Here is a 25,655-nt window from a genome sequence, read left to right as displayed (position 1 = left end):
GTGTCGCCATGAGCTGGTTGCGCCTGCCACGACGCCCTCCCCTGGGCTCGGAGGCCGACCGCGCCACCTTCCAGACGCTGCACACCATCTCGCAGGCCTCCCCCGCCCTGCGCGAGGGGCTGACCGAGGCGAGCGCGCAGGAGGCGGCGACCCACCTGCGTACGCTCCTGGGCACCCCCGCCGTGGCCCTCGCCGACGCCGGCGGGCTCCTCGCCTGGGACGGCCTGGGTCGTCACCACGCCGACCAGGTCGCCTCACTGGTGGCCCGCACGGTCGAGGAGGGCGACACCGACGCCAGCGACCCGACCGGGTTGGAGTGCGACAACCCGGGGTGCCCGGTGCGCCACGCGCTGGCCACCCCGTTGGCCGTCGAGGGGCGTACGGTCGGGGTGCTGCTCGCCATGGCACCCGAGGCCAGCGCCGGGTTGCTGCTGGCGGTGCACGAGGTCGGCCGTTGGGTCAGCGGCCAGCTGGAGCTGGCCGAGCTGGACGCCGAGCGACACCGGGCGGTGGAGGCCGAGGTGCGCGCCCTGCGGGCGCAGATCAGCCCGCACTTCATCTACAACTCACTCGGCGCGATCGCCAGCTTCGTGCGCACCGACCCCGACCGGGCCCGCGAGCTGCTGCTGGAGTTCGCCGACTTCACCCGCTACTCCTTCCGCAGCCACGGTGAGTTCACGACGCTCGCCGAGGAGCTGCGCTCGATCGAGCGCTACCTGGTGCTGGAGCAGGCGCGCTTCGGCGACCGGCTCCAGGTGACGCTGCGGGTCGCGCCGGAGGTGTTGCCGGTGACGGTGCCGTTCCTGTGCATCCAGCCCCTCGCGGAGAACGCGGTGCGCCACGGGCTGGAGGCCGCCGAGGGCGTCGGTCACCTCTCCATCACCGCGAGCGACCTGGGGCAGGAGTGCCTGATCGAGGTCGAGGACAACGGGGTCGGCGAAGACCCCGAGAAGGTGCGTCGGGCGTTGGCCGGCGACCAGGCCCTCGACTCGGTGGGGCTGGGCAACGTCGACGCCCGCCTGCGCAACGCCTTCGGCGACGACCACGGACTCGTCGTGGAGACTGCCCCCGGCGCCGGCACGAAGGTCATCGTGCGGGTGCCCAAGTTCGCCCCTGGAGTGCACTCATGAACCGTCCGACCACCGCCCCGGCGCTGCGGGTCCTCGTCGTCGACGACGAGCGTCCGGCCCTCGACGAGCTCGCCTTCCTGCTCGGCCGCGACCCCCGGGTGGCGTCCGTGCTGACCTGCGACTCGGCCACCGAGGCGTTGCGCCTGCTGCGCGAGACCGACGTCGACGCCGCCTTCCTCGACATCTCGATGCCGGGGCTCACCGGCCTGGAGATGGCCCAGGTGCTGGCCCGCTTCCGCCAGCCACCGGCGATCGTCTTCGTGACCGCCCACGAGCAGCACGCCGTCGACGCCTTCGAGCTGGCGGCGGTCGACTACGTGCTCAAGCCGGTGCGCGAGGAGCGGCTGGCCGAGGCGGTGCGCCGGGTCGTGGAGAGTGGGACGACCACGCCGCCCGCCCCCGTCGACGAGCAGATCCCCGTCGAGCTGGGTGGGGTGACCCGCTTCGTCAACCGCAGCGACGTCACCCACGTCGAGGCCCAGGGCGACTACGTACGCCTGCACACCCGCGGCGTCTCCCACCTGCTGCGCGTGCCGTTGTCGCAGCTGGAGTCGGAGTGGGCCGAGGCGGGGTTCATCCGGATCCACCGTTCGCTGCTGGTGCAGCTGGGCCAGATCCAGGAGGTGCGCATGGACCAGGGCCGCTGCACGGTCCTGGTGCCCGGGGCCCAGCTGACCGCCAGCCGCCGGCACACCAAGGCCCTGCGCGAGCTGCTGCTGAAGAGGCGCACCCAGCCGTGAACCGCACCCCCGAGGGCCGCGTCCGGGTCACCGGGCCACCGCGCCGCACCGCCCGGACCCGGCGACCGGGCCGCGGCGACATCGACCAGGGCACCCGGGTCGGCACAATCCTGGTCACCAGCCTGGTCGACGTGCAGCGGCGACTGGCCCTGCGGGTGCTGACGATCCTGGGGCTCTGCCTGGGGTCGTTGCCGCTGGTCTTCAAGCTCTCGCCGGCGCTGGCCGACGTGCGGGTCGCCGGGATCCCGCTGGCCTACCTGCTGCTGTGGGTGCTGGTGCACCCACTGCTGATCGGGCTGGGGTGGTTCTACGTGCGTGGCGCCGAGGCCAACGAGGCGGCCTTCACGGCGCTGGTCGAGCACGAGGACCCTGACCCCTCCGGGAGAGCACAGTGATCGAGTCGTGGTCAGCCCTCGTCGGGGTCGTCGTCGTGGTCGTGGCGACCCTGGCGATCGGCACCTGGGGGCTGCGGTTCTCCCGCACGACCAGTGACTTCATGGTGGCCTCCCGCACGGTCCGGCCCGCCATGAACGCCTCCGCCGTGAGCGGGGAGTACCTCTCGGCGGCCTCCTTCCTCGGCGTCGCGGGACTGGTGCTGGCCTTCGGCGCCGAGATGCTCTGGTACCCGGTCGGCTGGACCGCCGGCTACCTCGTCCTGCTGGTGCTCGTCGCCGCCCCGCTGCGCCGCTCGGGTGCCTACACGCTGCCCGACTTCGCCGAGGCGCGGCTGGACTCGCGGCGCGTCCGCGCCGCCTGCTCCCTGCTCGTGGTGGCCATCGGCTGGCTCTACCTGCTGCCGCAGTTCCACGGGGCCGGGCTGATCCTGCAGTCCATCGTCGGCGGACCCGCCTGGGTGGGGACGGCCGTGGTGGCCGCGGTCGTGGTGGCCGGGGTCGCCGGCGGCGGCATGCGCTCGATCACCTTCGTGCAGGCCTTCCAGTACTGGCTCAAGCTCACCGCCCTGCTCATCCCCATCGCGGTGCTCCTGGTGGTCTGGGTCGGCGACGGCGCCACCAACCCCGCCGACCTGGGCCCGGTCGGCGACACGGCCACCGACGCGAGTGCCTGGTCGCAGCCGCTCGGCGCCGGCACGCAGGGCCTCTACGTCACCTACTCACTGATCGTGGCGACCTTCCTCGGCACGATGGGGCTGCCCCACGTGGTGGTGCGCTTCTACACCAACCCTGACGGCCGGGCAGCCCGGCGCACCACGCTGGTCGTGCTGGTGCTGCTGGCGGCCTTCTACGTGCTGCCCCCGATCTACGGAGGGCTGGGTCGGGTCTACGCCGACCGGCTGCCGGACCCCGGGCGCACCGACACCTTGGTGCTCGAGCTGCCCCGGGTGATGCTTCCGGGCTGGGGCGGCGAGGTGTTGACCGGCCTGCTGGCCGCGGGCGCGTTCGCGGCCTTCCTCTCCACCGCCTCGGGGCTCACCACGGCGCTGGCCGGCGTGCTCGGCCAGGACGTGCGGGCGCGCGGGCTGGGCCGGTGGCGGTTCGGCGGCGTCGCCGCCTTCCGGGTGGGCGCGGTGCTGGCGGTGCTGCCGCCGGCCCTGGTGGCGCTCGTGGGGGTAGAGGTCTCGGTGGCGAGGATGGTCGGGCTGGCGTTCGCGGTGGCGGCCTCGACCTTCTGCCCCTTGCTGGTGCTGGGCATCTGGTGGCCGCGCCTGACCGCGCCGGGGGCGCTGGCCGGCCTGGCGGTCGGCGGCGTCGGCTCCGGCGCCGCGGTGCTGTGGACCCTCGCGATGCCGGCGGACACGTCCTGGTGGTCGGTGCTGCTCGGCTCCCCGGCCGCGTGGAGCGTGCCCGCGGCCTTCGCGACGATGGTCGCGGTGAGCCGGGTCGGCCGTCCGCCGCGCACGGCGCTGCGCTCGTTCGTACGCCTGCACACGCCGGAGGCCGTGCGGCTCGACCGGGGGTGACCGCTCGGCGTTCGGAGGCGACCGCTGGGCGACGCGTGGTTCCCGTTGACCGCGCTGCGGCGCCGCACCCCTGACGTACGCCGTGCGACCTGCGCCACGGTGATGGCAGTCACATCTGTCCACCCTCATCAGGGAGAACCCCGTGAGTCCACACGACCAAGCCGCCCGGCACGATCCCATCTACGACCACCTGGCCGCCAAGGACGAGTTCACCCGGCTGCGCAGCCTCTACCGGCGCTTCATCGTGCCCGCCACCGTGGTCTTCCTCGCGTGGTACGGGCTCTACGTGGTGATGTCGATGTTCGCCGGCGAGTTCATGAACCGCGTGCTCTTCGCCAACATCAACGTGGCCCTGGTCTTCGGCCTGCTGCAGTTCGTGAGCACCTTCGGCATCGCCTGGCTCTACAGCCGCTACTCGACCACCCACCTCGACCCGCTGGCCGCCCAGCTCAACGAGGAGTACGACGCCGACCGCGCCAGCCGGTCCGACAACGCCACCCACCGGAAGCACGAGGCCTGACATGGACGGCAACCAGATCCTCACCTCCGGCCTCTTCCTGGCGGTCGTGCTGCTCACGGTCTACGTGACGCTGCGCGCCAGCAAGCAGACCTCCGGAACCGACGACTACTACGCCGGCGGCCGCGGCTTCTCCGGCCTGCAGAACGGCCTGGCGATCGGCGGCGACTACATGTCGGCCGCATCCTTCCTGGGCATCACCGGAGCCATCGCGCTCTACGGCTACGACGGCTTCCTCTACTCGATCGGGTTCCTCGTCGCCTGGCTGGTGGCCCTGCTGCTCGTCGCGGAGGTGCTCCGCAACTCCGGTCGCTACACGATGGCCGACCAGCTGGCGTACCGGATGCGGCAGCGGCCCGTCCGCACCGCGGCGGCCACCTCCACGGTCGTCGTCTCGATCTTCTACCTGCTGGCCCAGATGGTCGGCGCCGGCGCCCTGGTGGCGCTCCTGCTCGGCATCGACTCGGGCGCGGTGAAGAACCTGACGATCATGGTCGTCGGCGCCCTGATGATCTTCTACGTCACCGTCGGCGGCATGAAGGGCACCACCTACGTCCAGATGATCAAGGCCGTGCTGCTGATGACCGGCTCCGCACTGGTCGTGGTCCTGGTGCTCATCCAGTTCAACTTCAACATCTCCGACCTGCTCGGCTCGGCGGCCACCAACTCCGGTGCCGGCCAGTCCTTCCTCGAGCCCGGGCTCCGCTACGGCGGCTCGATCACCAGCAAGATCGACTTCATCTCGCTGGGCATCGCGCTGGTCCTCGGCACCGCGGGCCTGCCGCACATCCTCATCCGCTTCTACACGACGCCCACCTCGCGTGACGCCCGTAAGTCGGTGCTCTGGGCGATCGGCCTCATCGGCACCTTCTACCTCTTCACCCTGGTCCTGGGCTTCGGTGCCGCGGCACTGCTCAGCAAGAGCGACTACGACGTGGCCGGCAACCTGGCCGCACCGAAGCTGGCCGAGGAGGTCGGTGGTGGCATCGGCTCCACCAGCGGAGCGGTGATGCTGGCCCTGATCGCGGCGGTGGCCTTCGCGACGATCCTCGCCGTGGTCGCCGGACTGACACTGACCTCGTCGATGTCGGTGGCCCACGACGTCTGGAACCCGATCTTCCGCAACGGCGAGGCCACGGAGAAGGAGGAGATGAAGGTCTCCCGCATCGCGGCGGGCGCCATCGGCCTGGTCTCGATCCTGCTGGCGATCCCGGCGCAGAGCCTCAACATCGCCTTCCTGGTGGCCCTGGCCTTCGCGGTGGCGGCCTCGGCCAACCTGCCGTCGATCCTGATGAACCTGTTCTGGCGCGGCTTCAACACCCGCGGTGCGGTGTGGAGCATCTACGGCGGCCTGATCTCCGCGGTCGGCCTGGTCATCTTCTCCCCGGTGATGTCGGGCGCGGAGACCTCGCTGCTGCCGAACGTGGACTTCGCCTGGTTCCCGCTGCAGAACCCCGGCATCGTCTCGATCCCGATGGGCTTCCTGCTCGGCGTCATCGGCTCGCTCACCTCGAAGGAGCCGGCCTCGGCCGAGCGCTACACCGAGCTCGAGGTCCGCGCGCTCACCGGCGCCGGTGCGGAGGGAGCCCTCAAGCACTGAGGCCCCCGAAGCCCCAGTTCCGCAACTGTCGGGTTGATGGTGCGACACGCCGTGTCGAACGCCATCAACCCGACAGTCGCGTGTGGTGGGTGTGTCGCCCCCACGGGGAGTGCGTCCGATCTCACGGTGATTCCCCAGCCCGGGGGTTGACATCGGGCCGTCGCGTCCGGGCTCACCTAGGACACAACTTGGTTACGAGTGCCCCCCAGACCCTGTTCGGCCGGCTCGGGGCGGTGGTACTCATGGTGAGGCGCGCGCCAGCGCGCCTCAGACAAACAGGAGGAACCCCCATGCGATTCTCTCGGCGTACTCGCCTTGCGAGTGTGGCCATGGTCGCGGTCGGCAGCCTGACCCTGGCTGCCTGCGGTGGTGGAAGCAACGACGGCAACGGTGGTGGCGCCGACGGCGACGCCATCATCACCGTCTACGGCACCAACCCGCAGAACCCGCTGATCCCGACGGCCACCAACGAAGTGGGCGGCGGTGACCCGCTGAACAACCTGTTCGCCGGTCTGGTCTCGTACAACACGGACGGTTCCATCGAGAACGAGGTCGCGGAGTCGATCGAGGGCAACGAGGACTCGACCGTCTGGACCGTGAAGATCAAGGACTGGAAGTTCACCGACGGCACCGACGTGACCGCCGAGTCCTTCGTGCGTGCCTGGAACTACGGCGCCAACGCCGAGAACAAGCAGCTCAACAACTACTTCTTCTACCCGATCAAGGGCACCGACGACATCGGCAACACCATCAAGGGTGCCGACGAGATCTCGGGCCTCAAGGTCATCGACGACAAGACCTTCGAGATCACGCTGAAGAAGCCGGAGTCCGACTTCCCGCTGCGCCTCGGTTACTCCGCCTACTTCCCGGTGCCCGACGTGGCCTTCGGCGACGACGGCAAGATCACCAAGGAGTACGGCGAGAAGCCGATCGGCAACGGCCCCTACATGCTGACCGACTCCGGCTGGGAGCGGAACAAGCAGATCGCCATGGAGCCGAACCCGGACTACGAGGGCAACAAGAAGCCGCAGAACGGTGGACTGGTCTTCAAGTTCTACGCCGGTGGTGGCGCTGACGCGGCCTACCAGGACGTCGTCTCCGACAACCTCGACGTGCTCGACCAGGTCCCGCCGAGCGCGGTGACCACCTTCGAGGACGACGACGCGGTCCAGGCCTTCAACGAGCCCGGTTCGTCCTTCGCCTCCGTGACCATCCCCGAGAGCCTCCCCGGCTTCTCCGGCGAGGAGGGCAAGCTCCGCCGCGCCGCCATCTCGCGCGCCATCAACCGCGCCGAGGTCACCGAGAAGATCTACAACAACATCCGTACGCCTGCGTCCGACTTCACCTCCCCGGTGCTGGACGGCTGGACCGAGGACGTCCCGGGCAACGAGGTGCTGGAGTACGACGAGGCCGAGGCCAAGTCCCTGTGGGCCGAGGCCAACGCCATCGCCCCGTGGAGCGGCAAGTTCGAGGTGGCCTACAACAACGACGGCGCTGGCAACAAGGAGTTCGTCGAGGCGATCACCAACCAGATCAAGAACGCCCTCGACATCGACGCCGCCCCGAAGGCCTACCCGACCTTCGACGAGCTCCGCAAGGAGGTCACCGACCGCTCGATCGGCACCGCGTTCCGCACGGGGTGGCAGGCTGACTACCCGTCGATGCTCAACTACCTGGGCCCGCTCTACGGCACGGGTGCCGGCTCCAACGACGGTGACTACTCCAACAAGGAGTTCGACCGCCTGGTGACCGAGGCTGCCTCCGAGCAGGGTGACGAGCGCTACGAGCTCATCACCGAGGCGCAGTCGATCCTCTTCGAGGACCTGCCCGCCATCCCGCTGTGGTACTCCAACGCCACCGCGGTGACCTCGACGGACCTCGAGGGCTTCGAGTTCAACTGGCAGATGAAGCCTGAGTACTACAAGCTCACCAAGTGACGTAGTCTCGCTGGAATGACGGACGGAGGTGGCCCACACCGGGCCACCTCCGTTCGCGTGACAGGGCCTGACCGGCCCGCCCCTCCCTCCCCCACGACGTGACGAGCCAACGGCCGACCAGTGGCCATCCCACGGTGCCAGACCTCCCGACTCGCACGCTTTCCCACTTCCCAGGAGGCCACTCGTGTGGTGGTACGTCGGCAAACGATTGCTGCAGACCATTCCCGTGTTCCTCGGCGCGACGCTGATCCTCTTCTCGCTGCTCAAGCTGCGCCCGGGTGACCCGATCCTCAACCTCGCCGGCAACAAGCCGGTCTCCGACGAGGTCCGCGACGCGTTGGCGGCGCAGTACAACCTCGACGACCCGCTCTTCGTGCAGTGGGTGCTCTTCGTCAAGAACGCCCTGACCCTCGACTTCGGCGAGACCTTCTCCGGTCAACCGGTCATCGAGCTCATCGCCGAGGCCTTCCCCGTGACCGTGACGCTCGCGGTGATGGCCCTGCTGATCGACGCCGTCCTCGGCATCGTGCTCGGCACGGTCGCCGGCCTGCGTCGCAACGGCTGGTTCGACTCGACGGCCCTGGTCATCTCGCTCCTGCTGCTCGCCATCCCGATCTTCGTGCTCGGCTTCGTGATGCAGCTCGTCTTCGCGGTGAAGCTGCGCTGGACCTCGCCCACGGTGGGTGGCGACTGGACGGTGACCGACCTGATCCTCCCGGCCATCGTGCTCGCGATCGCCAACTTCGCCTACACGATCCGCCTCACCCGCACCTCGGTCGCGGAGAACCTCGGCGCCGACCACGTGCGTACGGCCCGGGCCAAGGGCCTCGCCGAGGGCAAGGTCGTACGCCGCCACGTGCTGCGCAACTCGCTGGTCCCCGTCATCACCTACCTGGGCATCAACCTCGGGTCGCTGATGGCCGGCGCGATCATCACCGAGACCATCTTCAACATCCCGGGCGTCGGCAACGCCGCCTACCTGGCCATCGCCAAGGGAGAGACCTCGACCGTCGTGGCCATCGTGACCTTCATGGTCATGGTTTACGTCCTGACGAGCCTGGTCGTCGACCTCGTCTACGCCCTTCTCGACCCGAGGATCCGTTATGCCTGAGACCCGCCCTGGGCAGCACCGATTCATCGCCCCCCTCACCGACACCCCGCTGCGCGCGATCGACGCCGTCGATGTCGACGCCGTGCCGGAGAACCAGTGGAAGGAGGCCTGGAAGCGGCTGCGCACCTCGCCGATCTTCTGGCTGGCCTCGGTGATCCTGCTCTTCATCGGCACGATGATCGCCTTCCCGACGCTCTTCACCTCCGCCGACCCGCAGTACGCCACTCTGAGCGAGAGCTTCGGCGAGTCGCGCGAAGGTCATCCGTTCGGCTTCACCCGGCAGGGCGCCGACGTGTGGGCGCGCACCGTCTACGGCGCGCGCACCTCGGTCACGGTCGGCGTGCTGACCACGATCATCACGGCGATCCTGGGCATGGTCACCGGCGCCGTCGCCGGCTTCTACGGCGGCTGGGTCGACTCGCTGGTCTCCCGCTTCAGCGACATCTTCTTCTCGATCCCGCTGCTGCTGGGCTGCATCGTCACCATCTCGGTGCTCAACAACACCTTCCCCGACCGTGGGTTCTGGGGCTCGGTGATGGTGGTCGTGGCCGCCCTCGCGTTCTTCGCGTGGCCGCAGATCACCCGCCAGATGCGTGGCGCGGTGCTCGAGATCAAGAACCTCGAGTTCGTCGACGCCGCCACCGCGATCGGGGCGACCAAGATGCAGAACCTGCGTCGCCACATCGTGCCCAACGCCCTGGCGCCCGTCATCGTCACCACGACCATCACCCTCGGTGTCTTCATCGTCGCCGAGTCGTCGCTCTCCTTCCTGGGCCTCGGCCTGCCGAGCAACGTGGTCTCGTGGGGCAACGACATCGCGGCCGCGCAGAACCAGATCCGCTCGGGCCAGCACCTCCAGGTCATGTTCGTGCCGGCCGGCGCCCTGGCGCTCACCGTGCTCGGCTTCATCCTGCTCGGTGAAGCGGTCCGCGAGGCTCTCGACCCGAAGGCGAGGAAGAAGTGACTTCGACCCCCAGCACTCCCCAGGCGCAGGCTCCCCTCCTCGAGGTCAAGGACCTCCAGGTCGCCTTCCGCGCCGGCAAGGAGCACCTCACCGCGGTCGACCAGGCCAACCTGACCATCTACCCGGGCCAGACCATCGCCATCGTCGGCGAGTCGGGCTCCGGCAAGTCGACGCTGGCCCACGCGGTCATCGGCCTGCTGCCCTCCAACGGCACCGTCACCGGTGGCCAGGTCCTCTTCGAGGGCAAAGAGATCTGCTCGAGCAAGCACAACCGCGTCGCTCCGATGCGTGGCTCCCAGATCGGGCTGGTGCCCCAGGACCCGATGTCGAACCTCAACCCGCTGTGGAAGGTCGGCACCCAGATCAAGGAGTCGCTGGTCGCCAACGGCATCGCCACCGGCAAGGCCGCTGACCAGCGCGTCGTCGAGCTGCTGGAGGAGGCGGGGCTGCCCGACGCCGAGCGACGGGCCCGCCAGTATCCGCACGAGTTCTCCGGTGGCATGCGGCAGCGCGCCCTGATCGCCATGGGTCTGGCTGCCCGGCCCAAGCTCCTGATCGCCGACGAGCCCACCTCGGCCCTCGACGTCACGGTGCAGAAGCAGATCCTCGACCACCTCGACGAGCTGACCGAGGAGCTGGGCGTCGCCGTCATGCTCATCACCCACGACCTGGGGCTGGCCGCGGAGCGCGCCGACCACCTGGTCGTGATGTATCGCGGGCGCGTCGTCGAGTCCGGGCCTGCGCTGGAGATCCTGCAGAACCCGGAGCACCCCTACACCCAGCGCCTGGTCTCGAAGGCGCCGTCGCTGGCCTCCCAGCGGCTGGAGTCCGTCAAGGCCCGCGCCCACGTGCGCGAGCTGGCCCAGGAAGTGGCAGCCGGCGTCGCCGTCGAGGTCACCCAGGGCGCCGCTGGACTGGGCACCGGCAGCCCCGACATCGTGGTGGCGGAGAACCTGACGAAGGTCTTCAAGCTGCGCGGCAAGAAGCCGTGGGAGTCGACCGACTTCACGGCCGTCGACGACGTCTCCTTCACCCTCAAGCGAGGCACCACCACCGCGATCGTGGGCGAGTCGGGGTCGGGCAAGTCGACGGTGGCGCGCATGGTGCTCGACCTGCTGAAGCCGACGTCGGGGCGGGTGCTCTTCGACGGCGTCGAGGTCAAGTCGCTCACCGGGAAGCGTCAGCAACTGGAGCTGCGTCGCCAGATGCAGCCGGTCTTCCAGAACCCCTACGCCTCCCTCGACCCCCTCTACTCGATCTACCAGTCGATCGAGGAGCCGCTGCGCACCCACAAGGTGGGCAGCCAGAAGGAGCGCGAGGCGAAGGTCCGCGACCTGCTCGACAAGGTCTCGCTGCCCACGACGGTGATGGCGCGCTACCCCGGTGAGCTCTCGGGTGGTCAGCGCCAGCGTGTGGCGATCGCCCGGGCCCTGGCCCTCGACCCCGAGGTGGTCATCTGCGACGAGGCGGTCTCCGCCCTCGACGTGCTGGTGCAGGCCCAGATCCTGGAGCTGCTCAACGACCTCCAGGCCGAGCTGGGTCTGAGCTACCTCTTCATCACCCACGACCTGGCGGTCGTGCGGCAGATCGCCGACAACGTCCTGGTGATGCAGGACGGACGCGTGGTGGAACAGGCGCCCGTGGGCGACGTCTTCGACAACCCGCGCGAGGAGTACACCCGTCGCCTGCTCGAGGCCATCCCCGGTGGCTCCATCCAGCTGGGCGCCTGAACGGACGCACCGCACAGCAAGAGGGGCTCGTCCCGCCGTGAGGCGGGGCGAGCCCCTCTCCGCATGTGAACCGCGGCGCGTGTGGGCCGTGGCGTGTGGGTGAACCGGCGTCAGGCGGCGTCGGGCACGTGCGGCTGCGGCGCCGCAGGACGTACGGGGTGCAGCGGCACGACCGGCGAGAGCGGCGGCACAGGGCGCAGGTGGGGCGCGGCCGCGGCCGCCCGGGAGGCAGCGGCGGTGAGGTGGAGGGCAGCCAGCGACGAGGCAAGGCTGACGGAAGTGGCGAGGTGTCGTGCCGACGTACGTCCCGCGCGGTGCATCGTGTCTCCTCCAACTCGACGGGGCGCCTCCCCGTCCCGGACGTGATCTACCCCCGCTCCCCGGCGCCAAACCCACCTCCTTTGCGCGGCGAGGCAGGGGCTCGGCGAAGGGGGGGAGGCATGGGCGCCAGCCCGCGCGGGTACGAGGCCCCCATGCGCATCGGGTACACACTCATGACCGAGCAGGCCTCTCCCCCGGACCTCGTCCGCCACGCCGGCATCGCCGAGGAGGCGGGCTTCGACTTCGAGGTGATGAGCGACCACTACTTCCCCTGGCTCGACGAGCAGGGGCACTCCGGCTACGCCTGGTCGATGCTGGGCGCGGTCACGCAGGTGACGAGCCGCGTCGAGCTGATGACGTACGTGACGTGCCCGACGTTCCGCTACCACCCCGCGGTCGTCGCGCAGAAGGCTGCGACCGTCCAGCTCCTCTCCGGGGGCCGCTTCACCCTGGGCGTCGGCTCCGGCGAGAACCTCAACGAGCACGTCGTCGGGCGCGGGTGGCCAAGCGTCGACGTGCGCCACGAGATGCTGGTCGAGGCGCTGGAGATCATCAACGACCTCTTCGACGGCGGCTACGTCACCCGCGAGGGCAAGCACTTCCGCGTCGACTCGGCCAAGCTGTGGGACCTGCCCGAGACCCGCGTGCCGATCGCCGCGGCGGTCTCCGGCCCGCAGTCGGTGCGGCAGCTGGCTCCCCTGGCCGACCACATGGTCACCACAGCTCCCGACAACGACCTCGTCAGCCGCTGGTCGACCGCCGGCGGTCGGGGCAACCGCAAGATCGGCCAGATGCCGATCTGCTTCGACACCGACCGCGACGCCGCGGTGGAGCGGGCCCACGAGCAGTTCCGCTGGTTCGGCGGCGGTTGGAAGGTCAACTCCGAGCTGCCCGGCACGGCGGGCTTCGCCGGGGCGAGCCAGTTCGTACGCCCTGACGACGTCGCCGAGGCCATCGTGTGCGGCGACGACGTGGGCGCCGTCGTCGACACGGTTGCCGAGTGGCGTCGGGCCGGCTTCACCGACCTCGCCCTGATCCAGGTCGGCGGCGGACACCAGGAGCAGTTCCTGGAGTGGGCCGCAGGCGACCTGCTGCCTGCCCTGCGCGACGCGTGACCCCTCCCTGATCGCCTGAGCGGCGTCCAGGTGTCAGCCGGTGACACCTGGGTGCCGCACAGAGACGGCGGCAGCGGTCGCCCGTCGGGCCACCAGGTCCGCCAGCAACGGGTGCGGTCCGAGCACCTCGGCCACGACGGCTGCCTCCGCGCACTCCTCGCGCACCTTCGTGGCGAAGAAGCCCTCGGCCAGCAGGTAGGGCGAGACCGCGTCGCCGGGGCGTACGACCTCGGCCGGCCGCGGCAGGTCACCGGCCAGCGCCGCCAGTCGCACCGGGCCATCCCACTCGTCGGCGAGGTGGTCGCGGGCCAGCTCCAGGTCGGCGACCGCGGCCGGGTCGCGGCTGCCGGCCGCCACCAGCAGCACGGGCTGGCCGGCCTGGGCGCCCGCAGCGACCATTCGCGCGACCTGGGTGCGCGCCAGGAGCGGGTCCGGTCCCAGCGAGGGCGCCAGCGCCACCGGCACCCGGGCCCGGCGCAGCGCCTCGGGCAGGTCGGTGCGCATGTGAAAGCCGGTGGAGAGCAGCAGCGGCACGACCACCGCTGGTGCGGTGAGCTCGTCCATCACGTCGACGAGCAGGGGGTCGCAGAGTTCCACGTACGCCGCGCGGGACGGCGCGCCCAGCAGGTCACCGGCCAGGGTGGTCAGCTGGCGCGCCACCTCGTTGCCCGGCGCGTGCCGGGTGCCGTGGGCCGCCGTCACCAGCGTCACCCCGGCGCCCAGGGTGGTGGTGCTGGTGTCGAGACCGACGGCGGCGTCCATCACGCCACCGCCAGCCGGTAGCCGCGCTTGATCACGGTCTGCACCGCGCGGGTGCCCAGCGCGGAGCGCAGTCTGGCCACCGCCATCTCCACCGCGTGCTCCGATCCCGCGCCGCCGCTGGGCAGCTGCGCCAGCAGCTCGGCCCGGCTCACCACCTGGCCCGGGTTGGTGACCAGCGCATCCAACACGGCCAACGGCGCGCCGGAGAGGCGTACCTCCACCCCGTCGAGCAGCACGGCGTCACCGTGCAGCAACAGGGTCGACCCCGTGGCCAGCGAGAGCGCGAGGCCCTGCTGGCGCAGCGGCAGCTCGGTCTCCAGCAGCCGCACCATCGCCGCGAGGCGCGAGCGCTCGGGGTAGACCGTCGGCACGCCCCACCGCTCGAAGGCGGCTGCGGCGACGGGACCGACGCAGCAGGCCAGCACGTCGGACTGGAAGGCGCTCACCACGTCGTCGCGTCGCCCGACCGAGACGGCCGCCTCCATCAGGGCGGCCACCGCGGGCGCGGCGGTGAAGGTGACGGCGTCCAGGGAGACGTCGGCGATCCGGTCGATGAGCGCGAAGAGCCGCGTCGGGTCCTCGGCCTGCTCGACGCGGTAGATCGCCACCGTCTCCACGTCGGCCCCTTGGCGGCGCAGCGCGTGGGCCACCATCGAGAGGTCCTGGCCGTGCTCCTGCACCACGATCCGGCGACCGGTCAGGTCACGACCACGCAGGTGCGCGAGCACGTCGTCGAAGCACTCCGAGTCGGGCGCCCAGAGCTCGCGCAGACCGTTGCGGCGCAGCACGCCGACGCTCTTCGGGCCGCGCGCGAGGATCTCGGCACCCGACAGCGCCTCCATGAGCGGCGCGTACAGGCCCCACTCCTCGGCGGCGGTGAACCAGGCCTTCATGCCGACACCCGTCGTGGCCAGGAAGAGGTCGACGGGCCCCGCGAGGACCCGCTCGGTCGCCGCGCGCAGGGCGTCCGCGTCGACGAGGTTCGGCTCCAGCGAGAGCGCCGGACCCCAGACCACCTCGGCGCCGCGGCGTTCGAGCAGCGAGATCTGCTCCTCGACCTTGCGCGCGGCGGTGACGCCGACGCGGAAGCCGGCCAGCGGCCCGGCGCGCTCCGCTGTCGGCGCCGGATCGATCTCCTGGGGGGTGGTCACGTCCGTCTCCATGTGCCTGGTCCGTGCATGGTCACTGGGGTGTCCATGGTGTCACTCCGGTCCACCTGCAGGAGGGACGACCTCCTCGCCCACCCACACGACGCCGTCGACGACGTGCACGTCGAAGACCGGCAACCGCACCGTCTCGTCGTCGAGGCACTGTCCGTTGCGCAGGTCGAAGGCCTGCTTGTGCATCGGGGAGGCGACGAAGGGCACGTCGCCCCGCGAGCCGACGATCCCCCGCGACATCACCGAGGCGTGCGACCACGGGTCGTAGTTGCAGGTGGCGTGGACGTCTCCGTCGAAGGTCCGGAAGATCGCGACTGCCCGGCCACCGACGAGGGCGGTCACGCCGCCCTCCACCGGGACCTGGTCGAAGCGGCAGGCGGCGGTGTGGGTCACGGACAGGTCGGCACTCGTCGCCGTACGCCCGTCCACGGCGCAGGCGCCCAGGGCACTCGTCGCACTCATCGCACACCGCCCGCGCCCGTGCCGGCACCCACCGGGATGCTGGCCCCCAGCAGGACCGGTCCGTCGGTGGCCGTCGGCACGATCTGGTCGCGCTGCGTGCCAAAGGTGATGTGGGGGTCCGGCACGTCGGGCGCATTGACGAAGGTGCGGAAGCGCTCCAGCTTCTCCGGGTCCTCCAGCGTCGCGCGCCACTCGTCGAAGTACGTCCCCACGTGGCGCTCCATGGCGGCCTCCAGCTCGCTGCCCAGACCGAGGACGTCGTCGACGACGACCTCGCGCACCCGCTCCAGCCCGCCGTCGAGGGAGTCGATCCAGGTCGACGTGCGCTGCAACCGGTCGGCGGTGCGCACGTAGTACATGAGGAACCGGTCGAGGTAGGCCACGAGCGTGCGGTCGTCCAGGTCGGAGGCGAGCAGCTGTGCGTGCGCGGGCACGGCGCCGCCGTTGCCACCGACGTACAGGTTCCAGCCCTTCTCGGTGGCGATCACGCCGAAGTCCTTGCCGCGGGCCTCCGCGCACTCGCGGGCGCAGCCAGAGACTCCACCCTTGAGCTTGTGGGGCGAGCGCAGGCCGCGGTAGCGCAGCTCCAGTGCGATCGCCATCGACGTCGAGTCCTGCACCCCGAAGCGGCACCAGGTCGACCCGACGCACGACTTCACGGTGCGCAGCGACTTGCCGTAGGCGTGGCCGGACTCGAATCCCGCCTCGACCAGTCGACCCCAGATGGCGGGCAGGTCCTCCATCCGAGCACCGAAGAGATCGATGCGCTGACCGCCGGTGATCTTCGTGTAGAGCCCGAAGTCGCGGGCCACCTCGCCGATCACAATGAGGCCCTGCGGGGTGACCTCGCCGCCCGGGATGCGCGGCACCACGGAGTAGGAGCCGTTCTTCTGGATGTTGGCGAGGTAGCGGTCGTTGGTGTCCTGCAGGGTGACCGCGTCGGCGTCGAGCACGTGGTGGTTGAGCAGGCTCGCCAGGATCGAGGCGATGGCGGGCTTGCAGATCTCGCAGCCGCGGCCGCGACCGTGGGCGGCCACCACGTCGTCGAAGCGGGTGTGGCCGTGCACGGCGACGAGGTCGAACAGCTCGGCGCGCGTCATCGAGAAGTGCTCGCACAGCGACTTGTCGACGACCTTGCCGACGCTGGCGAAGTGGTCCTCGACGATCTTCTTGACCAACGGCTTGCAGGAGCCACAGGTGGCGCCCGCCCGGGAGCAGGCGGTGACGCAGGCGGCGTCGGCGCAGGGGTCGTCGTCGCGGGCGACCCGGTCGGTGATCTCGGCCTTGGTCACGTTGTTGCAGGAACAGATGACCGCCTCGTCGGGCAGCCCCACCTCGGCGCCGCCCCCGGTCGGCACCGGCAGGATCAGCTCCTCGGGGTTGGCCGGCAGCGGCAGGCCCGAGGAGACCATGGGCCGCAGGATGCCGTAGGCCGAGGCGTCACCGACCAGGATGCCCCCGAGCAGGGTGGTGCCGCACTCGCTGATGACCAGCTTCTTGTAGACGCCGGTGACCGCGTCGGAGTAGGTCAGCTCCAGGCTGTCGGGCGTGGCGGCGAAGGCGTCGCCGAAGGAGGCCACGTCGACGCCCATCAGCTTGAGCTTGGTGGACATGTCGGCGCCGGTGAAGGCTCCGGGGCCGTCGAGCAACGCGTCGACGACGACCTCGGCCATCGTGTAGCCCGGGGCGACGAGGCCGTACATCCGTCCGTCGGGCGCCGCGCACTCACCGATCGCATAGACGTGGTCATCGGAGCTGCGGCACTGCTCGTCGACCAGCACCCCGCCACGCTCGGCCAGCGCCAGGCCGGCCTCGCGGGCCAGCTGGTCGCGCGGCCGGATGCCGGCGGAGAAGACGACGACCTCGGCCGGCACCGGCTCCTCGCGCCCGGCCAGCTCGAGCCCGGCGGCTCGGCCGTCGGCCTCGACGACCGCCTTCGTCATCGCGCCGGTGTGGATGGTGAGGCCGAGCTTCTCGATGTGGCGGCGCAGCATCGAGCCGCCCGCGTCGTCCACCTGCACGGCCATCAGGCGCGGCGCCATCTCGACCACGTGGGTCTCCAGGCCGAGCTGGGCCAGCGCGTTGGCGGCCTCGAGCCCGAGCAGGCCGCCGCCGATGACGGCGCCGACCTTGGCGGTGGCGGCCGCGTCGCGAATCGCCTCCAGGTCGTCGATCGTGCGGTAGACGAAGCAGCCGGGCAGGTCGTGGCCGGGCACCGGGGGCACGAACGGCGCGGCGCCGGTGGCGAGCACGCAGGTGTCGTATTCCAGCACCTCGCCGTCGGCCAGGGTGACGGTGCGCGTCGCGGCGTCCAGCCCCGTGACCTCGACGCCGGTGAGCAGCCGCACCCGCGGGTCGTCGTACGCGCCCTCCGGCAGCAGCGACAGCGCGTCGGCGCCGACCTCGAAGAACGACGTGAGCGCGACTCGGTCGTAGGCGGGCAGGCGCTCCTCGCCGATGACGGTGATGTCGTGGGTCTCGGTGAGACCCCGCTCGATCGCGGCCTGGACGAAACGGTGCCCGACCATGCCGTGGCCGACGACCACGAGGTGCTTGCGCAAGTGCGTCATGGCATTTCCTTCCCTTGACTGAGAAGAACGCTAGGGAGGCGATGTTGTCGCTGAGGTGACCTTCTGTTTCGCTTCGCGCACATTCACCCAACAACCTCACAACCCGCGGTGACCGCCACGGGGCCAGCACTACGGAAGTTCAAGCGCTTCGGGCGCCGTCCGAGCGGCAGCACCGACTCACCGGGCACCAACATCCGCAGTGGTGGCTCGCTGCTCCAGCAGCTGGCACACCGCCTCCCTGCACCCGCCGCACCCCGTGGTCGCCCGCGTCGTCTCCACGACCTGCGCCAGCGAGGAGCAGGCGCGGATCTCCCCGGCGGTGACACCGGCGCAGGAGCAGATCTCGGTCGAGTCGTGCAGCTGCGTGGGGGCGGTCGTACGCGGAGGCATCAGCAGTGCGCCCGGCTCGTCGGGCCCCAACCGGGTGCCGCGGTCGAAGTGCTGGGTGATGAGACCGACGTGGCTGAGGTCGCCCACCAGGGTGGCGCCCACGATCACGCCGTGACGCACCACGAGCTTGCGGTAGGAGCCGGCCAGTGGGTTGGAGATCTCGACGATCTCGGTGTGCTCGTCGGCGGCGGCCTCCTCCGGCTCGCCCATCACGGCGACGTCGAGGTCGGTGGCACGTAGGCGGGCGACGCTGCGCGAGCCGCGGTAGTCGCGGGTGTCGCCGCTGAGCATCTCGGCCAGCACCGTCGCCTGCTCCCACGCCGGGGAGACGAACCCGGTGGTGCGCGAGACGCCCTCGGCGTCGACGTACTCGGCGCAGTCGCCGATGGCGTGCACGTGCGGGTCGTCGACCGAGGCGAGGCGCGAGTCGACGACGATGCCGCGGCGCACGGTCAGGCCCGCGTCACGCGCCAGCGCCATCGCCGGGCGACCACCAGCGGTGAGGATCACCAGGTCGGTCGACAACGTGAAGCCGTTGTCGAGCACCAGCCCCTCGTCGGTGAGCCTCACCGCGCGGGCGCCGGTGTAGACGCTCGTGCCGAGTCGGCGCAGGTCGCGCGCCAGCGCCCGTCCGCCCGGGGCGGAGAGCTGGCGGCTCATCAGGTGCTCGCTGCCCTCGACGATCTCGGTGGCCAGCCCGCGCCCAGCCAGGGCACGAGCCACCTGGAGGCCCAGGAGCCCGCCACCGACCACCACCGCGCGCTGCGCGTCGGGCAGCACGGCGAGCAGGTCACGGCAGTCGGCCATCGTCCGGAAGGCGTGGACCTTGGGGTGCAGGTTGCCCTTTGCGTCGACGACGCCGCGGATCGGCGGCAGCTTCGGGATCAGGCCGGTCGCCAGCACCAGGTCGGTCCAGGCGACCTCCTGCTCCTCGTCGAGGTCATCGACGGTGCGTACGACGCGGGCCTCGCGGTCGATGCCGACGACGCGGACGCCGAGGCGCAGGTCGACACCGTGCTCGGCGAACCACTCCCGGTCACGCAGCGTCAGCGTCCCGGGGGCGTGGGTCCCCTCGAGGACGGCGGAGAGCAGGATCCGGTTGTAGGGAGCGTGGTGCTCCTTGCCGAGCACGGTGACCTGGGGGCCGAGGCCGCGGGCGACCAGGCCCTCGACCAGGCGTGCGGCCGCCATGCCGGCGCCCACCACGACGATGCGACGCTCCTCCGCGGACGCCTCGTGGGCCGTCATCGGTGACCTCCGACCCGCAGCGCCGCCGCGCAGACCTTGAACTCGGGCATCCGGCTGCTCGGGTCGAGGGCGTCGTTGGTGAGCCGGTTGACGCCGGCCCAGTGGAAGGGCACGAAGACGGTGTCCTCGCGGATGGTGGGGACGACCTTCGCGGGGGCCCGCATCTCGCCACGCCGGGTGGAGAGCGTCACCAACGACCCGTCGTCGACGCCCAGCCGGGCGGCGACCAACGGGTGCATCTCCACGAACGGGCCGGCGTCGGGCAAGTCCTTGATCCGGCGGGTCTGGGCCCCGGACTGGTACTGCGCCAGCACGCGTCCGGTCGTCAGGTGCAGCGGGTAGTCGGCGTCCGGCACCTCGGCGGGACCGCGGTACTCCACGGTGAGGCAGCGGGCGCGTCCGTCCTGGGTCGCGAACGACTCCTCGAAGAGGTAGGGCGTCCCGGGGTGTGGCACCGCGTCGTCGGGCGTCGCCGAGCAGGGCCAGAAGACGCCGTGCTCGTCGCGGATCCGGTCGTAGGTGATGCCCGAGTAGTCGGCCAGGCCACCGGCCGAGGCGCGGCCGAGCTCGGCGAAGACGGTCTCGGGATCGGTGGGGAGCTCGACGGTGGAGCCCAGTCGCTCCCCCAGGCCGGCAATCACGTCGAGGTCGCTGCGTACGCCCGCCGGAGGCGTGACCGCGCGTTGGCGCAGGATGACCCGGCCCTCGAGGTTGGTCATGGTGCCGGTCTCCTCCGCCCACTGGGTCACCGGCAGCACCACGTCGGCCATCGCGGCGGTCTCGCTCAGCACCATGTCGGCGACCACCAGCAGGTCGAGCGAGGCCAGCCGGTCGGTGACGTGGGTGGCGCGGGGCGCGGAGACGACGATGTTGGAGCCGAAGACCAGCAGCGCACGCGGCCCGCCAGGCGTCCCGAGCGCGTCGAGCAGCTCGTAGGCCGAGCGTCCCTTGCCGGGGATCGTGTCGGGGTCGACGCCCCACACCCCGGCGACGTGGGCGCGGGCCGCGGGGTCGTCGATGGAGCGGTAGCCGGGCAGCTGGTCGGCCTTCTGCCCGTGCTCGCGACCGCCCTGACCGTTGCCCTGCCCGGTGAGGCAGCCCCAGCCGGCCCCCCGCCGACCCGGCAGGCCGAGCGCGAGCGCGACGTTGATCCACGCGAGGACGGTGTCGGTGCCCTGCGCGTGCTGCTCGGCGCCGCGGGCGGTGAGGACCATCGACCTCGGGTGGGCGGCCAACAGGTCCGCCAGCGCCCGTACGTCGGTGGCGGGCACCCCGGTGACCCGCTCGACGCGTTCGGGCCACCACGCGGCGACCGAGCGGCGTACGTCCTCGAAGCCGCTGGCGCGCTCGGCGACGTAGGCCTCGTCGACGGCGCCGGTGGCAACCAGGTGGTGCAGCACCCCGAGCGCCAGCGCCATGTCGGTGCCGGGCACGGGCTGCAGGACGAGGTCGGCGCGCTCGGCCGTGGGCGTACGCCGGGGGTCGACGACGACGAGCTTCCCGCCGCCCGCGCGGAGCCGGTCGAGATGGCGGGCCGCCGGGGGCATGGTCTCGGCCATGTTGGAGCCGACCAGCACGACGACCTCGGCGGTCTCGATGTCGACCAACGGGAAGGGCAGGCCACGGTCGACGCCGAACGCCTTGTTGGCGGCGGCCGCCGCGGACGACATGCACCACCGGCCGTTGTAGTCGATCTGGCTGGTGCGCAGGACGGCGCGGGCGAACTTGCCCAGGGCGTAGGCCTTCTCGTTGGTGAGACCACCACCGCCGAAGATGCCGATCGAGTCCGCCCCTGACTCGGCCTGCAGGGCAGCGATCCGGGCGGCGACCAGGTCGAGCGCCTCGTCCCACTCCGCCGCCCGGAACTCCCCGGTCTCCGCGTCACGGATGAGCGGCGTGGTGAGCCGCTCACGGTGGCCGCGCAGACCGGTCGCGGTGCGGCCCTTGCGACACATCGCCCCCTCGTTGACCGGGAACTCGGGCCACTCCGCGACGTTGAGCGTCCGTCCGACGCGCTCCAGCCGCATGCCGCACTGCAGCGAGCAGTAGGGACAGTGGGTGGTGGTCGACCGCGACCCGGCCGTCGCCGACGGCCGGGTCGCAGCAGGTGAGCTGGTCACGCTCAGACCCCCGCCGGGGCCAGGCTCGGGAAGCGGGCCACGAGCACGGAGCGGCGCAGGTAGACCGCCCAGGTGACACCCGCGCAGACCAGGTAGAAGGCCGAGAAGACCAAGAAGGCGCTGCGCACGGCGGCGACCGGGTCGGCCACCCACGGAGCCCCGAAGGTCATCGGGATCAGGAAGCCACCGATGGCGCCGACCGCGCCGATGATGCCGATGGCGGCGGAGGCCGACTTCGTGGCCTTGCCGATCGCGGCGGTGCGACCGGCCTCGGTGCCGTCGCAGGCCTCGAGCGCCTTGGTGCGCCAGATCGTGGGGATCATCCGGTAGGTCGAGCCGTTGCCGATGCCGGTGGCGGCGAAGACGAAGAGGAAGAAGGCCAGGAAGGCCGGGAACCACGCCTGGTTGTCGAGCGCGATCGCGGGGTCGGCGGTGGGGTTGGGCGTCAGCTGCGTCAGGGTCCAGAGGACGCCGAGCGTGCCCGCGACCATCGCGAAGAAGACGTACAGCGTGACCCGGGCGCCACCAAACCGGTCAGCCAACCAGCCACCGAACGGCCGGGTCAGCGAGCCGACCAGCGCGCCGAGGAAGGCGTAGTAGGCGAAGTTGATGCCGGTGCCGGTCGGAGCCGGGGTGGGCACGAAGAAGTTGAGCTTGATCAGCAGCGGCATCGCGGCGGAGTAACCGATGAAGGAGCCGAAGGTGCCGATGTAGAGGAAGGCCATGATCCAGGTGTGGCGCTGCTTGAGCACCGACAGCTGCTCGCGCGGCTTGGCCTCGGCGGTCGCGAGGTTGTCCATGAACCGGAAGGCCAGGGCCGCGGCCACCAGGCTGAGCGCCACGTAGACCCAGCCAGCACGCTCGAGGTGGATGCCGCCGTCACTGGCCTTGACCAGGCCGAAGACACCGGCGCCGCCCACGACGACGGGCAGGCCGAACTGGATCAGCGCGACGCCGAGGTTGCCGCCGGCGGCGTTGAGGCCGAGAGCGGCGCCCTTCTTGGCGGCCGGGTAGAAGAAGTTGATGTTGGCCATCGAGGAGGCGAAGTTGCCGCCACCGAAGCCGGCGGTCGCCGCGATCAGGCAGAAGACCCAGTAGGGCGTGGTCGGGTTCTGCACCGCCCAGACAAAGAGGCCCGACGGGATGAGCAGCAGCAACGCGCTGACGACCGTCCAGTTGCGCCCACCGAAGATCGGCACCGCCAGCGTGTAGGGCACCCGCAGCAGCGACCCGACCAGGTTGGGCAGCGCGATGAGCACGAAGAGCTCCTGCGCGGTGAAGTCGAAGCCGGAGGCGACCAGGTAGGCCGAGGAGACCGACCAGATCAGCCAGACCGAGAAGCCCAGGTGCTCGGCGAAGATCGAGACCCACAGGTTGCGGCGGGCGACCGGTCGACCGGTCTCCTCCCAGAAGGCCTCCTCCTCGGGCCTCCAGTCCTCGATCCACCGGCCGGTGCGTCGGGTTCTCGGCTCGGGGTGGCCCGTGGGGCGCGCGGGCGGTGCGTCGACTGCGGTCATGTCGCCTCCTCCTGTGGTGTGGTGACCACAGTCGTCCGCGGAGGTTTCACGGGTTCTCACCCGGCTGCGACACAGGTGTGAACTTGTCCTCACAACCTCACTGGCGGGTCGCTGCGACCGTTCATCGCACCAACCGACCCGCTCGGCAGGAACCCTCCTTCCGGCCACCGTGTGACGCGCAATACCTTTGCGGTGACCGCCATCACAGACTTCGCCTGAAGGAACGCCCATGTCGGACGAGACCCTCTCCAACCTGCTCCACGAGAACCGCCGCTTCGAGCCGACCCCCGAGTTCGCTGCGCAGGCCAACGTGACCGCCGAGGCGTACGACCGTGCCGCCGGAGACCGTGAGGCCTTCTGGGCCGAGGCCGCCGAGCGTCTCGACTGGGGCAAGAAGTGGGACCAGGTGCTCGACTGGAGCAACCCGCCCTTCGCCAAGTGGTTCGTCGGCGGCGAGATCAACGCCTCCGTCAACTGCGTCGACCGCCACGTCGAGGCCGGGCGCGGCGACAAGGTCGCCCTGCACTGGGTCGGCGAGCCCGCCGACGACACGCGCGACATCACCTACGCCCAGCTCAAGGACGAGGTCTCCCAGGCCGCCAACGCGCTCACCGAGCTCGGGGTGAGGAAGGGCGACCGCGTCGCCATCTACATGCCGATGATCCCCGAGACCGTGGTGACGATGCTGGCCTGCGCCCGCCTGGGTGCGCCGCACACCGTCGTCTTCGGCGGCTTCTCCTCCGACGCGCTCGCCTCCCGGATCACCGACTGCGGCGCCGAGGTCGTGGTGACCTCCGACGGCGGCTACCGCCGCGGCGCCCCCTCGGCGCTCAAGCCCGCGGTCGACGAGGCGGTCGACAAGGTCAACGCGGCAGGCGAGGTGACCGTACGCAACGTGCTGGTCGTGCAGCGTACGGGCCAGGACGTCGAGTGGCACGAGGGCCGCGACGTCTGGTGGCACGACGCCGTCGGCGGCGCGTCGACCGAGCACACCGCAGAGATGCACGACGCCGAGCACCCGCTCTACGTCATGTACACCTCCGGCACCACCGGCAAGCCCAAGGGCATCCTGCACACCACGGGTGGCTACCTGGTCGGCACGTCCTACACACACTGGGCGGTCTTCGACCTCAAGCCGGAGACCGACGTCTACTGGTGCACCGCCGACGTCGGCTGGGTGACCGGCCACTCCTACATGGTCTACGGGCCGCTGGCCAACGGCGCGACGCAGGTGATCTACGAGGGCACGCCCGACTCCCCGCACAAGGGACGTTGGTGGGAGATCATCGAGAAGTACGGCGTGACGATCTTCTACACCGCACCCACCGCGATCCGGACCTTCATGAAGCAGGGCGCCGACATCCCGGCGAAGTTCGACCTGTCGTCGATCCGCCTGCTCGGGTCGGTCGGTGAGCCGATCAACCCCGAGGCCTACATGTGGTATCGGGAGCACATCGGTGCCAACAAGGCCCCGGTGGTCGACACCTGGTGGCAGACCGAGACCGGTCAGATCCTCATCTCGCCGCTGCCCGGCGTGACCGCCGGAAAGCCGGGGTCGGCGATGACGCCGCTGCCCGGCATCGAGGCCGACGTCGTCGACGACGAGGCCCACTCGGTGCCCAACGGCTCGGGCGGCTACCTCGTGCTCAAGGAGCCCTGGCCGGCGATGCTGCGCACCCTGTGGGGCGACGACCAGCGCTTCGTCGACACCTACTGGTCGCGCTGGAAGGGCCTCTACTTCGCCGGTGACGGCGCGAAGAAGGACGAGGACGGCGACCTGTGGGTGCTCGGCCGCGTCGACGACGTGATGAACGTGTCGGGCCACCGCCTCTCCACCACCGAGATCGAGTCGGCCCTCGTCTCCCACCCGAAGGTGGCCGAGGCTGCCGTCGTGGGTGCCGCCGACGACATGACCGGCCAGGCCGTCTGCGCCTTCGTGATCCTGCGCGACGACGCCGGGGACGGCGGGGCGGACATCTCCGAGGAGCTGCGCAAGCACGTGGCCCACGAGATCGGCCCGATCGCGAAGCCGCGGCAGGTGATGGTGGTGCCCGAGCTGCCCAAGACGCGCTCCGGCAAGATCATGCGCCGCCTGCTCAAGGACGTGGCCGAGGGGCGCGACGTCGGCGACGTGACCACGCTGGCCGACTCCTCGGTGATGGACCTCATCAAGGCCCGCGAGGCCAGTAAGAAGTGACCCGTGCGGGGCGAGCGTCCCACGCCGCTCGCCCCCGCACGCACCAACCGAAATGGTCGTGAATCACGGCCCTTCCCAGTTCAGCATGGTTCGGGTCTGATCGAGGGACGGCGTCGGTAGGGACGTGAGCCGTCGGCAGCGAG

General features: G+C 70.8%; 20 protein-coding genes. 12 read left to right on the top strand and 8 right to left on the bottom strand.

The window, feature by feature from the left end; translation table 11 throughout:
• The first annotated feature begins 8 nt into the window (after positions 1-8).
• The 10 genes from IEQ44_RS12255 (at position 9) to IEQ44_RS17940 (ending at position 11,650) form a co-directional block, all read left to right on the top strand.
• The gene (locus IEQ44_RS12255; protein WP_193638755.1) at positions 9-1,130 is read left to right on the top strand and encodes a sensor histidine kinase; all 1,122 of its coding nucleotides are present in this window, start codon (positions 9-11) and stop codon (positions 1,128-1,130) included.
• On the top strand, positions 1,127-1,870 hold the full coding sequence (locus IEQ44_RS12250; protein ID WP_193638754.1) for a LytR/AlgR family response regulator transcription factor: 744 nt from the start codon (positions 1,127-1,129) through the stop codon (positions 1,868-1,870). The genes IEQ44_RS12255 and IEQ44_RS12250 overlap by 4 nt, the downstream gene beginning before the upstream one ends.
• Positions 1,867-2,265, top strand: coding sequence for a hypothetical protein (locus IEQ44_RS12245; protein ID WP_193638753.1), 399 nt, complete (start codon positions 1,867-1,869; stop codon positions 2,263-2,265). Before IEQ44_RS12250 ends, IEQ44_RS12245 begins: the two co-directional genes overlap by 4 nt.
• Complete coding sequence (locus tag IEQ44_RS12240; protein ID WP_319804649.1) at positions 2,262-3,791, top strand: sodium/solute symporter; 1,530 nt, start codon at positions 2,262-2,264, stop codon at positions 3,789-3,791. Before IEQ44_RS12245 ends, IEQ44_RS12240 begins: the two co-directional genes overlap by 4 nt.
• Before the next feature lie 142 nt (positions 3,792-3,933).
• Positions 3,934-4,311 (top strand): DUF485 domain-containing protein, encoded by a 378-nt coding sequence (locus IEQ44_RS12235; protein ID WP_319804648.1) that lies wholly within the window; start codon positions 3,934-3,936, stop codon positions 4,309-4,311.
• Position 4,312: 1 nt separating this feature from the next.
• Positions 4,313-5,908, top strand: a complete 1,596-nt coding sequence (locus IEQ44_RS12230; RefSeq protein ID WP_193638752.1) for a monocarboxylic acid transporter — start codon at positions 4,313-4,315, stop codon at positions 5,906-5,908.
• A 290-nt stretch (positions 5,909-6,198) separates the two neighbouring features.
• On the top strand, positions 6,199-7,845 hold the full coding sequence (locus tag IEQ44_RS12225; protein ID WP_193638751.1) for a peptide ABC transporter substrate-binding protein: 1,647 nt from the start codon (positions 6,199-6,201) through the stop codon (positions 7,843-7,845).
• 184 nt (positions 7,846-8,029) lie between these two features.
• Positions 8,030-8,956 (top strand): ABC transporter permease, encoded by a 927-nt coding sequence (locus IEQ44_RS12220; RefSeq protein ID WP_193638750.1) that lies wholly within the window; start codon positions 8,030-8,032, stop codon positions 8,954-8,956.
• Positions 8,949-9,920, top strand: coding sequence for an ABC transporter permease (locus IEQ44_RS12215; protein ID WP_193638749.1), 972 nt, complete (start codon positions 8,949-8,951; stop codon positions 9,918-9,920). Before IEQ44_RS12220 ends, IEQ44_RS12215 begins: the two co-directional genes overlap by 8 nt.
• Positions 9,917-11,650, top strand: a complete 1,734-nt coding sequence (locus IEQ44_RS17940) for a dipeptide ABC transporter ATP-binding protein (protein WP_193638748.1) — start codon at positions 9,917-9,919, stop codon at positions 11,648-11,650. The genes IEQ44_RS12215 and IEQ44_RS17940 overlap by 4 nt, the downstream gene beginning before the upstream one ends.
• 110 nt (positions 11,651-11,760) lie before the next feature.
• Here IEQ44_RS17940 and IEQ44_RS12205 read toward each other — a convergent pair whose 3' ends face one another.
• Positions 11,761-11,970, bottom strand: coding sequence for a hypothetical protein (locus IEQ44_RS12205; RefSeq protein WP_193638747.1), 210 nt, complete (start codon positions 11,968-11,970; stop codon positions 11,761-11,763).
• A 120-nt stretch (positions 11,971-12,090) separates the two neighbouring features.
• Here IEQ44_RS12205 and IEQ44_RS12200 point away from each other — a divergent pair, with 120 nt between their 5' ends.
• The gene (locus IEQ44_RS12200) at positions 12,091-13,086 is read left to right on the top strand and encodes a TIGR03557 family F420-dependent LLM class oxidoreductase (protein WP_227487389.1); all 996 of its coding nucleotides are present in this window, start codon (positions 12,091-12,093) and stop codon (positions 13,084-13,086) included.
• Positions 13,087-13,119: 33 nt separating this feature from the next.
• Here IEQ44_RS12200 and IEQ44_RS12195 read toward each other — a convergent pair whose 3' ends face one another.
• The 7 genes from IEQ44_RS12195 to IEQ44_RS12165 form a co-directional block, all read right to left on the bottom strand.
• The gene (locus IEQ44_RS12195) at positions 13,120-13,848 is read right to left on the bottom strand and encodes a sirohydrochlorin chelatase (RefSeq protein WP_193638746.1); all 729 of its coding nucleotides are present in this window, start codon (positions 13,846-13,848) and stop codon (positions 13,120-13,122) included.
• Positions 13,848-14,999 (bottom strand): uroporphyrinogen-III synthase, encoded by a 1,152-nt coding sequence (locus IEQ44_RS12190; protein WP_319804647.1) that lies wholly within the window; start codon positions 14,997-14,999, stop codon positions 13,848-13,850. The genes IEQ44_RS12195 and IEQ44_RS12190 overlap by 1 nt, the downstream gene beginning before the upstream one ends.
• A gap of 51 nt (positions 15,000-15,050) precedes the next feature.
• A complete protein-coding gene (nirD, locus tag IEQ44_RS12185) occupies positions 15,051-15,470 on the bottom strand; it encodes a nitrite reductase small subunit NirD (protein WP_193638744.1) in 420 nt (139 codons plus the stop codon).
• Positions 15,467-18,040 carry a nitrite reductase large subunit NirB gene (gene nirB / locus IEQ44_RS12180; RefSeq protein ID WP_193638743.1) on the bottom strand — a complete coding sequence of 858 codons (2,574 nt, stop codon included), beginning with the start codon at positions 18,038-18,040 and terminating at the stop codon, positions 15,467-15,469. The genes nirD and nirB overlap by 4 nt, the downstream gene beginning before the upstream one ends.
• A gap of 177 nt (positions 18,041-18,217) precedes the next feature.
• A complete protein-coding gene (locus tag IEQ44_RS12175) occupies positions 18,218-19,678 on the bottom strand; it encodes an FAD-dependent oxidoreductase (protein WP_193638742.1) in 1,461 nt (486 codons plus the stop codon).
• Positions 19,675-21,798, bottom strand: coding sequence for a molybdopterin oxidoreductase family protein (locus IEQ44_RS12170; protein ID WP_319804646.1), 2,124 nt, complete (start codon positions 21,796-21,798; stop codon positions 19,675-19,677). The genes IEQ44_RS12175 and IEQ44_RS12170 overlap by 4 nt, the downstream gene beginning before the upstream one ends.
• Before the next feature lie 2 nt (positions 21,799-21,800).
• Positions 21,801-23,315, bottom strand: a complete 1,515-nt coding sequence (locus tag IEQ44_RS12165; RefSeq protein WP_193638741.1) for an MFS transporter — start codon at positions 23,313-23,315, stop codon at positions 21,801-21,803.
• A gap of 229 nt (positions 23,316-23,544) precedes the next feature.
• Here IEQ44_RS12165 and acs point away from each other — a divergent pair, with 229 nt between their 5' ends.
• Positions 23,545-25,512: an acetate--CoA ligase gene (gene acs / locus IEQ44_RS12160; protein ID WP_193638740.1), complete on the top strand. Its 1,968-nt coding sequence runs from the start codon at positions 23,545-23,547 to the stop codon at positions 25,510-25,512.
• Positions 25,513-25,655: the final 143 nt, after the last annotated feature.

The sequence above is a fragment of the Nocardioides malaquae genome, from assembly GCF_015070385.1.
In the GTDB taxonomy this organism is placed as follows: domain Bacteria; phylum Actinomycetota; class Actinomycetes; order Propionibacteriales; family Nocardioidaceae; genus Nocardioides; species Nocardioides malaquae.
This window is presented reverse-complemented; position numbering and strand designations above follow the sequence as displayed.

Excerpts from the sequence above, each read along its gene's own strand:
- IEQ44_RS12205 (WP_193638747.1), bottom strand. The coding sequence starts at position 11,970 with ATGCACCGCGCGGGACGTACGTCGGCACGACACCTCGCCACTTCCGTC.
- IEQ44_RS12255 (WP_193638755.1), top strand. The coding sequence starts at position 9 with ATGAGCTGGTTGCGCCTGCCACGACGCCCTCCCCTGGGCTCGGAGGCC.
- IEQ44_RS12230 (WP_193638752.1), top strand. The coding sequence starts at position 4,313 with ATGGACGGCAACCAGATCCTCACCTCCGGCCTCTTCCTGGCGGTCGTG.
- IEQ44_RS12175 (WP_193638742.1), bottom strand. The coding sequence starts at position 19,678 with ATGACGGCCCACGAGGCGTCCGCGGAGGAGCGTCGCATCGTCGTGGTG.
- acs (WP_193638740.1), top strand. The coding sequence starts at position 23,545 with ATGTCGGACGAGACCCTCTCCAACCTGCTCCACGAGAACCGCCGCTTC.
- IEQ44_RS12250 (WP_193638754.1), top strand. The coding sequence starts at position 1,127 with ATGAACCGTCCGACCACCGCCCCGGCGCTGCGGGTCCTCGTCGTCGAC.
- IEQ44_RS12225 (WP_193638751.1), top strand. The coding sequence starts at position 6,199 with ATGCGATTCTCTCGGCGTACTCGCCTTGCGAGTGTGGCCATGGTCGCG.
- nirB (WP_193638743.1), bottom strand. The coding sequence starts at position 18,040 with ATGACGCACTTGCGCAAGCACCTCGTGGTCGTCGGCCACGGCATGGTC.
- IEQ44_RS12200 (WP_227487389.1), top strand. The coding sequence starts at position 12,091 with ATGGGCGCCAGCCCGCGCGGGTACGAGGCCCCCATGCGCATCGGGTAC.
- IEQ44_RS12215 (WP_193638749.1), top strand. The coding sequence starts at position 8,949 with ATGCCTGAGACCCGCCCTGGGCAGCACCGATTCATCGCCCCCCTCACC.
- nirD (WP_193638744.1), bottom strand. The coding sequence starts at position 15,470 with ATGAGTGCGACGAGTGCCCTGGGCGCCTGCGCCGTGGACGGGCGTACG.
- IEQ44_RS12165 (WP_193638741.1), bottom strand. The coding sequence starts at position 23,315 with ATGACCGCAGTCGACGCACCGCCCGCGCGCCCCACGGGCCACCCCGAG.
- IEQ44_RS12195 (WP_193638746.1), bottom strand. The coding sequence starts at position 13,848 with ATGGACGCCGCCGTCGGTCTCGACACCAGCACCACCACCCTGGGCGCC.